Annotated in this window: 13 protein-coding genes; 6 read left to right on the top strand and 7 right to left on the bottom strand. The window is 32.7% G+C overall.

Translation table 11 applies throughout. The features are described 5' to 3' along the window. Positions 1-60: 60 nt before the first annotated feature. The 4 genes from clpP to QLQ94_RS08655 all read right to left on the bottom strand — a co-directional run bounded on the left by clpP (position 61) and on the right by QLQ94_RS08655 (position 3,666). A complete protein-coding gene (clpP, locus tag QLQ94_RS08670; RefSeq protein ID WP_271336761.1) occupies positions 61-735 on the bottom strand; it encodes an ATP-dependent Clp endopeptidase proteolytic subunit ClpP in 675 nt (224 codons plus the stop codon). A 248-nt stretch (positions 736-983) separates the two neighbouring features. Continuing rightward, positions 984-2,306, bottom strand: coding sequence for a trigger factor (locus QLQ94_RS08665; protein ID WP_482499523.1), 1,323 nt, complete (start codon positions 2,304-2,306; stop codon positions 984-986). A gap of 118 nt (positions 2,307-2,424) precedes the next feature. Beyond that, positions 2,425-2,769, bottom strand: a complete 345-nt coding sequence (locus QLQ94_RS08660) for a phage holin family protein (RefSeq protein ID WP_271336763.1) — start codon at positions 2,767-2,769, stop codon at positions 2,425-2,427. A gap of 132 nt (positions 2,770-2,901) precedes the next feature. Further along, positions 2,902-3,666: an alpha/beta fold hydrolase gene (locus tag QLQ94_RS08655; protein WP_271336764.1), complete on the bottom strand. Its 765-nt coding sequence runs from the start codon at positions 3,664-3,666 to the stop codon at positions 2,902-2,904. A gap of 215 nt (positions 3,667-3,881) precedes the next feature. Between QLQ94_RS08655 and QLQ94_RS08650 the strand changes: the two genes are divergently transcribed. Then, a complete protein-coding gene (locus tag QLQ94_RS08650) occupies positions 3,882-5,291 on the top strand; it encodes a hypothetical protein (RefSeq protein ID WP_271336765.1) in 1,410 nt (469 codons plus the stop codon). Positions 5,292-5,342: 51 nt separating this feature from the next. Here the strand turns inward: QLQ94_RS08650 and QLQ94_RS08645 are convergent, their stop codons facing one another. The 3 genes from QLQ94_RS08645 to QLQ94_RS08635 all read right to left on the bottom strand — a co-directional run bounded on the left by QLQ94_RS08645 (position 5,343) and on the right by QLQ94_RS08635 (position 9,531). Next, complete coding sequence (locus QLQ94_RS08645; RefSeq protein WP_271336766.1) at positions 5,343-6,194, bottom strand: DUF4249 domain-containing protein; 852 nt, start codon at positions 6,192-6,194, stop codon at positions 5,343-5,345. 3 nt (positions 6,195-6,197) lie between these two features. Beyond that, positions 6,198-8,474, bottom strand: coding sequence for a TonB-dependent receptor plug domain-containing protein (locus tag QLQ94_RS08640; protein WP_482499521.1), 2,277 nt, complete (start codon positions 8,472-8,474; stop codon positions 6,198-6,200). Between the two features lie 343 nt (positions 8,475-8,817). Beyond that, entirely contained in the window at positions 8,818-9,531 is a 714-nt protein-coding gene (locus tag QLQ94_RS08635; protein WP_271336768.1) for a pyridoxine 5'-phosphate synthase, read from the bottom strand. A gap of 116 nt (positions 9,532-9,647) precedes the next feature. Here QLQ94_RS08635 and QLQ94_RS08630 point away from each other — a divergent pair, with 116 nt between their 5' ends. The 5 genes from QLQ94_RS08630 to QLQ94_RS08610 all read left to right on the top strand — a co-directional run bounded on the left by QLQ94_RS08630 (position 9,648) and on the right by QLQ94_RS08610 (position 15,613). After that, positions 9,648-10,307: a CBS domain-containing protein gene (locus tag QLQ94_RS08630; RefSeq protein ID WP_271336769.1), complete on the top strand. Its 660-nt coding sequence runs from the start codon at positions 9,648-9,650 to the stop codon at positions 10,305-10,307. A gap of 136 nt (positions 10,308-10,443) precedes the next feature. Beyond that, entirely contained in the window at positions 10,444-11,331 is an 888-nt protein-coding gene (locus QLQ94_RS08625) for an NAD kinase (RefSeq protein WP_271336770.1), read from the top strand. A 173-nt stretch (positions 11,332-11,504) separates the two neighbouring features. Then, positions 11,505-12,188: a type IX secretion system protein PorG gene (gene porG / locus QLQ94_RS08620; RefSeq protein WP_271336771.1), complete on the top strand. Its 684-nt coding sequence runs from the start codon at positions 11,505-11,507 to the stop codon at positions 12,186-12,188. Between the two features lie 4 nt (positions 12,189-12,192). Further along, positions 12,193-12,933, top strand: coding sequence for an isoprenyl transferase (locus QLQ94_RS08615; RefSeq protein ID WP_271336772.1), 741 nt, complete (start codon positions 12,193-12,195; stop codon positions 12,931-12,933). Next, positions 12,866-15,613 carry a BamA/OMP85 family outer membrane protein gene (locus QLQ94_RS08610; RefSeq protein WP_482499520.1) on the top strand — a complete coding sequence of 916 codons (2,748 nt, stop codon included), beginning with the start codon at positions 12,866-12,868 and terminating at the stop codon, positions 15,611-15,613. The genes QLQ94_RS08615 and QLQ94_RS08610 overlap by 68 nt, the downstream gene beginning before the upstream one ends. Positions 15,614-15,655: the final 42 nt, after the last annotated feature.

Here is a 15,655-nt window from a genome sequence, read left to right as displayed (position 1 = left end):
GTTTCAAGTTAACAACAGTAAACTTGAAACCTGAAACTTTGAAACAAAATAAACCTTTTTTTAGCTTCTTCTCAATACTTCGTCGATCATTCCGTATTCTTTTGCTTCGTCAGCTTTCATCCAGTAATCACGCTCACTGTCTTTGTGCACTTTGTCAAAAGATTGTCCTGAATGCTGAGAAATGATGTTGTATAATTCATCTTTTAATTTCAACATTTCACGCAAGTTGATTTCCATATCTGTTGCAACACCTTGTGCTCCTCCTGATGGTTGGTGAATCATAACTCTTGAATGTGGCAAAGCCGAACGTTTTCCTGCTGCTCCTGCACATAATAATACAGCTCCCATTGAGGCTGCCATACCTGTACAAATTGTCGCTACGTCTGGTTTGATGTATTGCATGGTATCATAAATTCCTAATCCTGCGTAAACGCTTCCTCCAGGTGAATTTAGATAAATTTGAATGTCTTTTGAAGCATCAGCACTTTCTAAGAATAATAACTGCGCCTGAACGATATTAGCGATTTGATCATCGATACCTGTTCCTAAAAAGATAATTCTGTCCATCATTAATCTAGAAAAAACGTCTAATTGAGAAATATTCAACTGGCGTTCTTCAATAATATATGGAGTCATATTTGTTGGATTCATTGCTGCTACGATTTTGTCGTAGTACATTGCATTTACTCCTTGGTGCTTTGTAGCAAATTTTTTGAATTCTTTACCGTAGTTCATATTTAAGTGTTCTAAGTTTTACGTAATATCTGTTTATACTCTTCATCAAAGGTTGTACCTCTTTCTAAAGGATGTCAATTTGTCTTATTTTTTGTTTTAAAAATTTCAGGTTTCAAGTTTAAGGTTGCTCCACGTGCGTTTCAAATAAAAACTTGAAACCTGAAACAAAAAGTAAAAAACTTGAAACAAAAAAATGAGCGCCAGGAAAAAAATCTCCTGACGCTCAAATATACTTATTTTTTTAGAAATTATTCTCCGTAAGACGCAGCAATAAATTCTTCGTAAGTTACTTCTTTAGTTGCCGGATTTGCTTTTTCTTTAAACACTTCTAACAATTTTTCAGCAACAACTTGCTCAGAAAGTCTTTTCACTTCTTCCTGGTTAGATAAAACTCTAGCCACGATTGCTTGAACTTCTTCGTCAGTTGGATTTGTTTGTCCAAATTGAGCCATTTGTTGTTTGATAGCGTTTGTTGTAAAAGCTTTCAAATCTTCAAATGTAATTTGGATATTACTTTGTGCCATTGCTTTTCCTTCGATCAATTGAAAACGTAATCCTTTTTCAGATCTTGCGTATTCAACTTCAGCTTCTTCCGGAGAAAGTTTTTTCTCTCCAACAGTTTGTAACCATTTTTTAAGAAATTCAGCCGGTAAATCAAATTTTGTATTTTCGATAAGGAAATCCTGAACGTCTAATAATAATTTTTGATCTGCTTGCTGCGCGAATTGAGCTTCAGCATCTTCTTTAATTTTAGCTTTCAAATCTTCTAATGAAGCTACTTTTCCTTCACCAAAAAGTTTATCAAATAACTCTTGGTTTAATTCAGCTAATTCAGCACCGTTGATTGCTTCGATAGTAAAGTTTACTTCAACATCTAAACCATGAACATCATCATGACCTACTTTTAAGTAATCCATTAATTGGTGATCATCTGCAAATAAACCTTTTGTGCTTACTGTAACAACATCTCCAACTTTTTTACCAATGAATTTATCAGCAGCAGTTTTATTGAATGTAGATAATGAAATTGTAGTTGTATTGCTGATTCCTTTTTCTTCGTTAGAGAAAGTTCCTGTCAAATCAGAATCTGCAGATACCACTTCTTGTGGAATTGCTTTTCCAAATTGTTTTTGGATACGCTCTACTTGTCCGTCGATTAATTTATCATCAGCAGTAACGATATATTTTACGATATCATTTTTAGCTTCTAAATCAATTTCGAAGTTAGGTACTAAACCAATTTCGTATTCGAAAGTTAGTTCTTCAGCATCCCAATCAAAGTTTTCGTTTTCTTTTGCAAGAGGAGTTCCTAAAAGATTTAATCTTTCAGATTGAACAAAACGCTCTAAAGCCAAATCAACAACTTTTTGAACTTCTTCTTGCTTAATTGATTTTCCGTATTGTTTTTCAACAAGGTCTTTAGGAACTTGTCCTTTTCTAAAACCTTTAACGGTAGCCAAAGGCATTTTTTCGTTTATTCTTTTTGCTACCTGACCTTTATAATCCATGTGAACAACTGTCATTACGATTGTTTCATTCACAGCGTTTATTGCTACTCTTTTAATATCCATCTTCTTCTTTAATTTACATAATAAAATTGGGTTGCAAAATTATAAAATTTTTGCAACCCAACCAAGTTTTTAATCTATTGTATTTGAAGACGTTTAAAACACGCTTTCAATATTTATTTTATTTGTCGTCGCCAAGTATTTTATAAGTAATAGACTGAAGGATAGACAATATAACACTAAACAGCAATGCGGTCCAGAATGAATCGACTTTGAAACCTCCGACAATGTTGGTACACAATAAAATAATAATCGCATTAATCACCAGCAAAAACAAACCTAAAGTTATAAAGGTTACAGGTAATGTCAGGATAACCAATATTGGTTTTATAAAAAGATTCAGTAATCCTAAAACAACCGCAACAATTACTGCCGTACCAAAACTAGCAACATGTACCCCAGTTAAAAAATTAGCGATTAACAACACCAAAGCTGCAGTAACAAGGAGTCTAAGTAATATTTTCATGATTATTGATTTAAAGTTTTAATAAAAGTAAGGAAATTTATATTATTTTTTTACCACAGATTAAAAAGATTAGAAGGGATTTTCAAATCTGTGAAAATCTTTTAATCTGTGGCTATAAAAAATTGAACTTATTTATTGCTTCAAAAACTCAGTTGTTAATTCAAAAAACATTTTAGGGTTTTCGGCATGAAGCCAATGTCCGGCATTTGGAATTGTCTCGAACTTCACGTTTGGAAAATATTGACGTATACTATCAAAATCAGAATCCTGAATATATCCTGAATTTCCTCCACGAATAAATAAAGTAGGTTTATCAAAAGCTAAGCCATCCGGTAAAGCTTTTCCAATTGCTTCTAAGTTATTATTAAAGACTGAAAGATTAAACCTAAAAGCCAATTGTCCCGGTTCCTGCCAATACAAGTTCTTTAATAAAAATTGTCGTGTTCCAAAATCGGGAACATATTGTGATAAAACTTCTTCGACATCATTTCGGCTTGGTTTTACAGAAAAATCAATTGCATTTAATCCTGCCAAAATATCCTGATGATGCTGTTTGTAAAATTTAGGTCCAATATCTGCCACAATCAATTTATCTACAATCTCAGGATGAGTAGTTGCAAAAAGCATGGCTACTTTCCCTCCCATCGAATGCCCAAGAATATCTATTTTATCTAAATGATTCGCCTGACAATATTCGAAAACATCCTGTACCATGGCTTCATAACTCCATTCGTCTGAATGAAAACTACGGCCGTGATTTCGTAAATCTAAAATATGAACTTGAAATCCGGCCTCTACGTATTGTCCTGCCAAAGTTTTCCAGTTATCAGACATTCCCAAAAATCCGTGCATGATGATGAACGGCTTTCCTTCGCCTTCTATTTTTGAGTATAACATTTATATTATGGTTTTAAAACTAATGACAAAGGTAAAAAAGTTCTATATTAATCTGTAAATTAATAAAGTCCACACTCTGGATTTTAGTTGTTTTATTAGAAAAAAGTTTACAAAATACGGTTTCCCGTAAAGAAAGAACAAATATAAAAACTACTTTGCGCCTTCTTAAAATCAAAACGTTTTTTTTGATTAATTATTTAATTTAAACTTTAACCATGATTAAAAAATTCCTTTTATGCGCGGTAGTTCTTTCGCAATTTGCCATCTCTTGTTCAAGCGATGACAACACAGACCCTACTAAGGATCCTACAACAGAAGAGCCCAAAGAACCAGTAAAAGACCCAACTCTTGCTGAACAAATTGCAGAACTTGTTAAAAAACCATATTCAACTTTAACTCCGGCACAGCAAAAACTAAAACTTGAAGCTGAAGCTAATGAAATGCTAGTTCAACTGGACAAATCAAAAAGCTCTAGTGCTCTTAAAGCAATAGAAAATTTACATAGATTATTAGTTATCAATCCTGTTGATATTTTTAACGGAAAAAATGGTAATGAAATAGAAGATATTTTGAATGTTTCTGATGTTTATGGCATTTATACCTGGAATAATTCCGGAAAAATATGGGCTAAAACAGCCTCAACTTCTGAATTAAAATTTATCTTCCCTGCTAAAGAATCAGAAACATCAAACAGCGCAATACTTTCTGCCAAAAGTGTATCTTCTACTGTAAAAATAAAATTTACAGATACAGACGGAAGTTATATTTATGATGAAAAAACCGATAATTACATTCATAAAGAATCAATATATGATCAAATCTTTTTACCTTCATCGGCAGATGCAGTTTTAACAATTAATAACGCTCAGGCTGCAGTTTTTACTCAGACAGCCAGTTATTCTAATGGAAAAGAAGTTCCAAACGAATTTGCGTATAAAATGACTTTAAACGACGGATATGCCTGGGAAATGAGTGGTAAAAAAGGCGCTGAAAACACCTCAAAAGCTGTTTTTTCTTATAATGGAAAAATCTTACTTGACTTTAATGGCGGAAGCAATTCTAATATTGATGGCCTAATGGGTAGTGAGGCCCTTATACAATATAGAGGTAAAGCGAATGGATTAATCAATTTAATGGACAATTTTGTGATTGTAGCAGATATGGATTTAGCTACTGAAGCGGCTGATAAAGTAGCTTTAGAAAAAAGCTTGGTACGTCCTACGCCACTATATGATAATAACAACCCTAATAATGACTACAAGGCATATCACACTGCCTTAAATGTATACGAAAAAAAGCAATCTGAAGGCTTGGCCGCAATTTCTAATAAAAACTTAAAACTAATCTTAGTTTCTAAAAAAGACGGAACTAAAATAGCTGATATTGTTCAACATTCAGAAAAAAGCGGAGACGATTATATTTATAGATTACCAGTTTGGAATGCAGAATACAAATACTGGACATACAGTGAGAAAGGGGAAGAATTCAATCAACCTTATCTTGAAGAAGTATACTACTTAAAATTCAACGACAACACTGAAGTAGCTATGAGCGTTTATTTCTCAGAAGGATTTGAAAAATTGTCAACCAAATTCACTGATTTCGCAGCATCTTTTAAAAAATAAACAGCAATTAAAATTTTACTTAAAGCCGATTTGAAACAATTCAAATCGGCTTTATTTTGTAGGAGGTGTTTTAACAGTTAAAGTACTCTGACCATATCCTGCCCAAATACCAATTCCGCCTTTAATATTCGATTTTAAACTTGTATTTGATGGATAAATTGGATTCTTGCTGTTTACGATTTCGTTTTGCCAGCTGTTCCAGAAATCCAAGGCGTCTTTGTTTTGGGTTCTTAATTTTACATGAATCAAATCCCCATCTGCAAAATAAGGTGTAAATTTAGTTTTAGGAAAAAGCAAAATCCCACGATTAACCTGTACGGTAACTGAAGATTCTTTAAAATTTTTATCATCCAGATTACCATAAAATACAGGCACAAAAACAGGCTCTTCTTTGTCTATTTTTGTAGCAATCTGGTAATAGTTTTTTTCATTTACGGGATCATCAAATTTTACAAAAATATATCCAGTTGTATCTGCAGCATTCTTTTTTATATACTCGGCACTTTTAAGTTTTACTGATTTTGGAATTGTTGTTACGGCTTGAACAACACGATTTAAATATTCTATTTTAATGGAGTATTCTTTTCCCGCCTCACCCATTAGAGTTGATCCAAAATACACAAACGGTGGCACTCTGTTTTTGTCATTTTTAACTCTTAAAACCTCAGATGTCTCACCATCAGAAATAGTGATTTTTGCAGAACGAATAACATGATTCAAAACATTTGTAGAATCTATAGCATCTGTAACAGGAATACTGCTTGACAATAAAACCTGGGCATAATCACCTTCTTCAATCCATCCTTCGACTACAATTTTAGATTCAATACTTTTTTCGCTAAAATCATCTTTAGAACAACTTACAGCAACGAGAGTAAAAAGAAATAATATATATTTTTTCATTGTTTAAAATTTAAACCTCCAGCTTATTGAAGGCAGAATGCGGTACAAGACCTTTTTTTCCTGTTTTACAATTACAGTATTTTTATCATTATTGACTTTAACATCTAAAATCACATAAATTGGATTATCAATATTGAAAGTATTGTAAATCGAGAAATTCAAGGCGCTCTCTTTTTTATTTGTTTTTACGAAGAAATAATTAACAGAAAGATCTGTCCTGATATAATTAGGCATTTGTGCATTATTATATTCTGAATATTCTTTGACGGGATTATTGTTGATAAAATACCAGGAAGTGGGCATCGTAAATCGATTTCCTGAACTAAATATCTGAGTAATACCAAAATTCCATTTTGGATTTAAATCATACATCCCAACCACTGAAAGATTATGACGTCTGTCGTATTTTGCAAAATAAGTTTTCCCATTGTTGAGTTCATCAAAGTTTCGATCAGACCAACTCAGCGTATAACTTAACCAACCTGTAAATTTTCCGTTGTTTTTGCGCAACATCATTTCTAATCCGTACGCTTTCCCTTTTCCAACTAATAGATCATTCTTTAAAGTTGTGATTTCGTTAAACTGCGTTATTCCATACGGATATTCAAGTAAATTTTTCATCGAACGATAAAACCCTCCTAAAGATGAAGAAATATTCTTCGAAATATTTTGATTTGAACCAATCGAAAACTCATCTGAAGATTGCGGTTTTATTCCCTCTGAACTGGCAATCCAGAAATCAGTCGGAATCCCGACGCTCGAAGTAGTTATTAAACTCAAATATTGATATTGCCTGTTGTAAGATCCGTAAAAAGAATACTTTTCGTTTGCGATATAATTTAGTAAAACACGTGGCTGAAAATGTAAATACGAATCATTAGAACCTGAAGTATAGTAATTAATCCTAAGCCCTAACTCAGCATTTAAACGATTCGTAAGTTTTGGTTTTATGGTAGTAAAAACCGCAGCTTCATCAGCATTTATTATATTATTTTGAGTTGTATTATTATCGGTCAGATTTTCAATATTTACTTTTTGAGGCTGTAAATTATGATGTACATACTGCACTCCCGATTCTACAGGAACGCTTTTTATCGAGTAACGAAAGGCATTATTAAATCCAAAATCTTTGACATACGATGAAACACCAAATTCGATTGTGGCTTGTTCCATATTCAATTCATTAGAATATTTACTAAAATAAACAGAGTTACTCATACTTATTTTAGGCGAAAATGTAGTTGCTAATGTTGGGGAAACCGTAAAATTACTCCATTTTAAATCTGTTTTCAAAGCCAGATTACTGTCCTTTATTCTTAATACGTCTCCGCTAATAAAGGCATCTACAGAAAGTAAATTATTTTTAGAAATCTGAGAAATAAAGGTCATATTCCCATCAGAAAAACCATATTTCATATCCTGATCATCTTTATTATTTGAACCCGAATTTAATAATGGCGCTACAACTTCATCGATATAAGTTTTTCTTCCGGAGATATAAAAACCCGTTTTATCATTTACAGGAATAGCAAGGGTAAGTTGCGAAGCTAAAATCCCAATATTTCCCTGAATACCCAATTCAGACGGTATTTTTTTGTTGGGAACTAAAAGTGTTGTTGAACTTAAACGTCCGCCATATTTAGCATTCGAACTTGATTTATCAAATTCTACACCTTTAATATGGTCTGTATTGTAAAAAGGAAAAATACCTAATAAATGTGACATACCATATATAGGAGTGCCGTCGTATAATATGGCATTATGTCCGGGATCTCCACCTCGTACATACAAATATCCGTTTGCATCTCCTGAATTCTGAACCCCTGGCGTGAGTTGTAAAAGTTTAATGATATCTGTGGTTCCTAAAACTGTGGGAACAGAGGACAATTCTTTTAAATTGAACGATAGTCTTCCTCCTGACAAATTAGTAAAACCGCTTTTTTTATCATTGGATATTATGACTTCTTTTAAAAGTGAAATGTCTTTTTCCAGTACAATTGAAATTAAAGTGTCTTTTACAAAATCAAGATGAATTGATTTTGCAAGATACCCAATTTGATTAATCGTTATTTTGACCTGACCTAAAGGGATGTTTTCTGAGAAGCTACCCAGAATATCAGATATTGCGTAGTAGTGTTGATTGTTCACATCTAAAGAAATACTGGCACCAAGAAGGCTTTCGTTTTCAGAAGATTGTATGTTTCCTGTTATAGTGGCTTTAGATTGCGCAAATACAGTAGAAAAACAGAATAAAAAAAAGAATAAAATTGGTTTTGACACTTGATTTTAATAAGAAAAGTGCGAAAGTAAACAATTAAAAATCAATTCTTAGAGGAAGTAAATATTTTTATTTATTGTTTAAAATTCATGCCCCGAAAACTCTTATTATTACCTGAATGCCGCATGAGGTATAGAAGGCAATGTTATTAAGTTAAGCTTTTTTTAAGGACAATTATGGCTAAAAAAATTCGCACAAAGTCGCAGAGTCGCAAAGAAAACAGATGTAAACTTGGCGGCTCTGCGACTCCGCGCGAGATCCATTCGGCAAAAGCATTATAGATTTTCCTTAACTTAATGACATTGAGCTTCGGGACTGCGGGTCATGCCCTATTCATTTTTATTTTTACTTCAGCTTATTCAAATACATATTCACCACATTATCCAAACCAAGATAAAGTGCTTCTGCAATTAATGCATGACCAATAGAAACCTCCAGCAATCCTGGAATATTTTGTTTAAAAAACTGAATATTATCTAAACTCAAATCATGTCCGGCATTAATTCCTAACTCTAATTCATTAGCCAATTCTGCAGCTTTCACATACGGATCGATTCCATTTTTATTTCCTAAATCATATTGATGTGCAAAAGCCTCCGTATACAATTCGATACGATCTGTTCCTGTTTTTTTAGCGCCTTCGATAATATCTAAAACCGGATCAACAAAAATTGAAGTTCTGATTCCGTTACGTTGAAATTCCTGAATCACTTCGGTCAGATAAGACTGATTTTTTATAGTATCCCAACCAGCAGAAGAAGTAATAGCCCCAATTGCATCCGGAACTAATGTTACTTGGGTTGGCTTGCATTCTAAAACCAAATCAATAAAATTATGTTGTGGATTTCCTTCAATATTATATTCGGTATAAACAATTGCTTTTAGATCGCGTGCATCCTGATAACGAATATGACGCTCATCCGGACGTGGATGAATTGTGATTCCTTGTCCCCCAAATTTCTGAATATCGGCCGCCACTTTTAGTAAATCCGGAACATTTCCTCCTCGTGCATTTCTAAGGGTTGCAATTTTATTGATATTTACACTTAACTTTGTCATATAAATAGATAATTAATTCTAGTAACACTATATTTGTTACGACAAAAATACAAAGTAAAACGTAGCAGTTTTTGCTATTTTTTGATTATTTTGCATCAAATATCCTTAAGAGATTTATGACAGAAATTACAAACTATATCACCAATGATTTCAGAGCGATAGATAGCCAGGAAACGATAGCATCGGTTCAGGACTTTTTTGCCGATTTGAATTTTTCGCATTTTCCGGTTTTGGAAAACGGAATTTTCATTGGAAGCATTGCTTCAGATGATGTTGAAACTTTTGACACTGACAAAAAAGTTATTGATTACAAATATACTCTCGAACGTTTTTTTGCCCGAAAATCAATGATGTGGCTAGATGTTTTAGAAGTTTTTGCTAAGAACCATACCAATGTAGTTTCGGTTCTTGACGAAAACAATGCTTACATTGGATATTATGAAATGGAAGATATCATGAAGTTTTTTCAGGAAACTCCATTTTTGAAAGAACAAGGCGGCATAATTATCGTTCAGAAAGGTCTTTTAGATTATTCGATGGGTCAGGTAACTCAGATTGTAGAAAGTAACAACGGAAAAATCCTTGGCTGTTTTGTTTCTGAAGCTGATCTTGAAAATGTTCAGATCACCATAAAGATCGGTATTGGACCAATGAATGAAATTATCCAGACTTATAGAAGATATGGTTATGAGATTATTTCAGAACATCAGGAAGACGCTTATATCAACAGCTTAAAAGAGCGTTCAGATTATTTAGACAAATACCTTAATATATAATACAATTAGAAAATATGCCAATTAGAAAATTAGATAATTTCTTAATTTTATCTAATTTACACATTTTGTAATTTTCTAATTGAAACATTGACACATTGACACATTATCTAATTGACACATTATCTAATTTTAAAAAATGAAAGTAGCCATTTACGGACAATATTATCAAAATAGTACAGAGCCTATTATTAAAGATATTTTTATATTTTTCAATTCAAATAATGTTGAAATGGTTATTGAAGAGAACTTTTTAAAAATGCTTTATGAAAAGCAACTTATCACAAAGGAATACAAAACTTTTTCAGCAAGTACTTCTTTAGATGATAGTTTTGTAATGTTGATTAGTATTGGTGGTGACGGAACTATTTTAAGAGCTGCTACTTTAGTCCGAAATTCCGGAGTACCAATTTTAGGAATCAACGCTGGAAGATTAGGATTTCTGGCAACTGTACCTAAAGAAAGTATTGATAATTTTTTGCAGTTTGTAATTGATAAAAACTACACTATTTCTGAAAGAACCTTACTCAGTTTAAGTTGCGATCCTAAAAATGACGCTATCGAAGAAGATCTTAATTTTGCCATGAACGAAGTTACAGTAAGCAGAAAAGATACTACTTCGATGATTACGGTAGACACTTATTTGAATAATGAATATTTGAATTCGTACTGGGCAGATGGATTAATAATCTCTACACCAACTGGCTCAACAGGATATTCTTTAAGCTGTGGCGGACCAATATTAACCCCAAATGTAGAAAGTTTGGTTATTACGCCCATTGCACCACATAATCTAAACGCACGTCCGCTTGTTATTCCGGATAATACCGAGATAAAGCTTCGTGTTTCAGGAAGAGAAGATCAATATTTAGTTTCGCTGGATTCCAGAATTGCTTCGGTAAGAAATGAATCTGTATTAACAATTACCAAAACAAATTTTAAAATAAAGATGATAGAAATTCCAGGTGAAACTTTCTTGAAAACGTTACGAAACAAATTACTTTGGGGAGAAGATAAGAGAAATTAAGTCCTTTTATGATTCCTTACTATACGATAATACTACTTTTTCCCGTTCTGCATGTATCGAATCATCATTAAATGTCTCAAAATCATATTACAAATTGAAAAAAAAGCACATTTAACTAAAGGAACGTTGATTCGTATTGATAATTATTATATTTGCACGCAATTTTTAATTAAATGAAGAAAATTTTTAATTTATTGTTATGCTTTTTTCCCTTTATTACACTAAACGCTCAGATTAATGAGATTGGTGTTTTTTTAGGCGGAAGCAACTTTGTTGGTGACGTAGGAAATACAACTTATATTGCTCCTGAAAAACTAGCCTTTGGTATCTTGTATAAATGGAATAAAAGCCCGCGTCATTCGTATCGCTTCTCTTATACACAATCAACTCTTACAGGAAACGATCTCGATTCAGATGAATCGGGAAGAAACCAACGAGGTTATAGTTTTAAAAATACCGTAAAAGAGCTTTCTGCGGGTTTAGAGTTTAATTTCTTTGATTTTAATCTTCATGATTATCATCCAAAAATTACTCCTTATATATATTCAGGTTTGAGCTACTTTATGTACGATGAATTATATGTAACAGGAGGACAAACAAAAAAAGACAAAAGTTCAGGATCATTTGCCATACCAATGATATTGGGAATCAAATCGAATATAGCACCTAGTTGGGTTTTAGCTGCCGAAGTTGGTCTTCGCTATACTTTTACAGATAATATTGACGGAAGTAATCCGAGTAATGGCAATTATAAGCAATTGCATTTTGGAAATTTAAATAATAATGACTGGTATGTGTTTTCAGGAATCACTTTAACCTATACCTTTGGAGAAAAACCTTGCTATTGCGCAGAATAATAAAATGAATTTACTAGACTCTATAGATCAAACAAACTTACCCAAACATCTGGCCATTATTATGGACGGAAATGGACGTTGGGCAAAACAACAAGGTTTTTTAAGAGCATTTGGTCACGAGAACGGAACAAAATCTGTAAAAAAAACAATTACTACTTGTGCTAAACTTGGCATCGAGTATTTAACGCTATATGCTTTTTCTACAGAAAACTGGAATCGTCCAAAACTTGAAGTCGAAGCATTAATGAGAATTTTAATCAATTCATTAAAAAAAGAGCTTGGTACTTTACAAGAAAACAATATCAAACTTAATGCAATTGGAAACCTTGACAAATTACCAAAATCAGCTCAAAAAGAGCTGCTGGATGTAATTGACAAAACAAAAAATAACACACGTCTTACGCTAACTCTTGCTTTAAGTTACGGATCAAGAGAAGAATTGGTAAATGCCGTGAGAATCATCAGTGATAAAGTTAAAAATAATATAATTTCAATAGACAGTATTGACGATTCAATTATAAATGAGCATCTTTACACGCAAAATTTACCTGACGTAGATTTATTAATACGAACAAGTGGAGAACATAGAATAAGTAATTTTTTGCTGTGGCAAATTGCCTATGCAGAATTATATTTTACTAATGTCTTGTGGCCAGACTTTAAAGATCAAGATTTATATGAGGCTATTATTAGTTATCAAAAAAGAGAACGTAGATTTGGAAAAACCAGTGAACAAATTAAATAATATTTTAGTGTTACAAAAAAGAGTACAAATAGTCCTTACCCTACTTCTTTTGGGTAGTTTTTCACAAATAAAAGCACAAGAAAGAGTTCCTTTTGATCAGGGAAAAAAATATATTCTTGCTAAAGTTTCTGTTGTTGGTAAAATAAGCTTCAATGAACAAACTGTAGTTACCTTTTCAGGCCTTCAAAAAGGACAGGAAATAACTGTACCCGGAGAAGAAATAAGTGGTGCTATCAAAAAATTAGGTAAACTTGGCCTATTTGATGAAATATCCTTTTATGTAAATAAAATAGACAATGACAGTATCTATCTGGATCTGAATATTGTTGAACTTCCTAAACTAAATGAAGTAAAATTTGTTGGTATTAAGAAAAACAAAATCGAAGGATTAATTAAGGACAACAATTTGACCAAAAACAAAATTGTAAACGAAAACTTAGTTACGACTACCAAAAATTACATAGAAAACAAATACAAAAAAGACGGTTTTTATAACACCAAAGTTACTATTACAAATACTCCTGACACCATTAATGGGCATCATGTAAATATGCTTGTTCGGGTAGACAAAGGTGATAAAGTAAAAATTAGCAGTATCGACTTCATTGGCAACAAGCAACTTAGCAGTAACCAATTAAGATCTGCGATGAAAGATACTAAGCAAAAAAATGTACTCCGCATTTTAAAATCTTCAAAATTTATTCCTGAAAAATACAAAACTGACTTAGAGAAGGTTGTAGCTTCTTATAAAGAAAAAGGATATCGTGATGCACGAATTATTTATGATTCTGTTACTTATAACAAGAAGAAGAATATGCTTGCCATCAAAATTAATATGGAAGAAGGAAACAAATACTACTTTGGTAATATTAAATTCTTAGGAAATACTGTTTATTCTGATCAGCTGTTAAATCGTTATTTAGGAATCAAAAAAGGGGAAACTTATAATGGTGTTTTACTTGAAAAACGTATTGCTGACAAAACAAAACCTGACGCAGAAGACATTACAAACTTATACCAAAACAATGGTTATTTGTTCTCTAACATCAATGCTGTAGAGGTAAAAACGGTAAACGATACTATCGATTTTGAAATTAGAGTTACAGAAGGTCCTATCGCTTACTTCAACAAAATATCTGTAGTAGGAAACGATAAAACCAATGACCACGTTATATACCGTGAACTTAGAACTAAACCGGGAGAAAAGTACAGTAAAGAACAATTGGTTAGAACTATTCGTGAAATTGGACAATTAGGATTCTTTGATCCTGAAGCTATTGATCCAAAATTCAAAAATGTAGATGCTGCAGCAGGAACTGTTGATATTGAATATCACGTTGTAGAAAAAGGATCAAGCCAGGTTGAACTTCAGGGAGGTTACGGTGGTGGAGGTTTCATTGGAACCTTAGGATTATCTTTCAACAACTTCTCGGCAAGAAACATATTCAACAAGGAATCTTATAAACCATTACCAATGGGAGATGGTCAAAAAGTAGCACTTCGTTTACAAGGAAGTACTTATTTCCAGACGTATAGTTTATCATTCTCAGAACCATGGTTTGGAGGAAAAAAACCAGTACAATTTAGTTCATCTATCTCGTATAGTAAGCAGTTCTTAAACAACTATGCTACAAGAACTGTAGATAAAAGCAAGAGTTTTAACATCCTGACATTACAAGTTGGTTTAGCAAAACGTCTTACTGTGCCGGATGATTATTTTGTATTATCACAATCTGTGAGTTACCAACATTATGATTTAAATAACTATAATACAGGTTTATTTACCTTTGGTAACGGAGCGTCAAGAAACTTAGCGTATACAATTGGACTTTCAAGAAGTAATAAAGGGGTTAACCCAATATTCCCGACATACGGTTCTGATTTTAGTGTTTCTGCAAAACTTACACCTCCATATTCATTATTTAATGGAGTTAAATACGGAGACTTACAAAATCAAAAAGAATACAAATCACAATATACGGGAGCTCCAACTTCAGGAGTAGATGGTAAACCACTTAACACTGGAGACTACGTTAAAACGGAAACTATCAACGGACAATCAGGTACTGTAAGTGTTGGATCTGATTATGCAAGTGCAGATACTGATCAGGGGAAAGTCGATCAAAAGAAATACAATTGGTTAGAATATTATAAAATTAAATTTAAAGCAGACTGGTATACTAAACTATATGGTAAATTAGTTCTAAGAACATTAACTGAATTTGGTTTCTTAGGTGCTTATGACCAGGCAAGAGGTGATGTACCATTTGAGCGTTTCTATTTAGGAGGAGACGGAATGGCTATGTACTCAATGGATGGTAGAGAAACTATTGGATTAAGAGGTTATGAAAATAATTCCCTAACCCCTGTAAATTCAAGAAATGAGCAAATTGGAGCAACTATTTATAATAAGTTCTCTATGGAATTACGTTACCCAATTACATTAAAATCATCTGCATCTATTTATGCGTTGGCTTTCTTAGAAGCTGGATCATCATATCCAACCTTTAAAGATTATAACCCTTTTGACCTTTACCGCTCTGCTGGTGTTGGTTTACGTGTATTCATGCCTGCATTTGGATTATTAGGTATTGACTGGGGTTACGGTTTCGATCCTCAACCAGGAGAAACAAAAGCACACGGTAAAGAAATTCACTTTATCATTGGACAACAATTTTAGTAGAATTTTTAATACATTTGTTTAAAAATTTAAAATATACTA

The organism is Flavobacterium sp. B114r (genome assembly GCF_056824125.1).
This window is presented reverse-complemented; position numbering and strand designations above follow the sequence as displayed.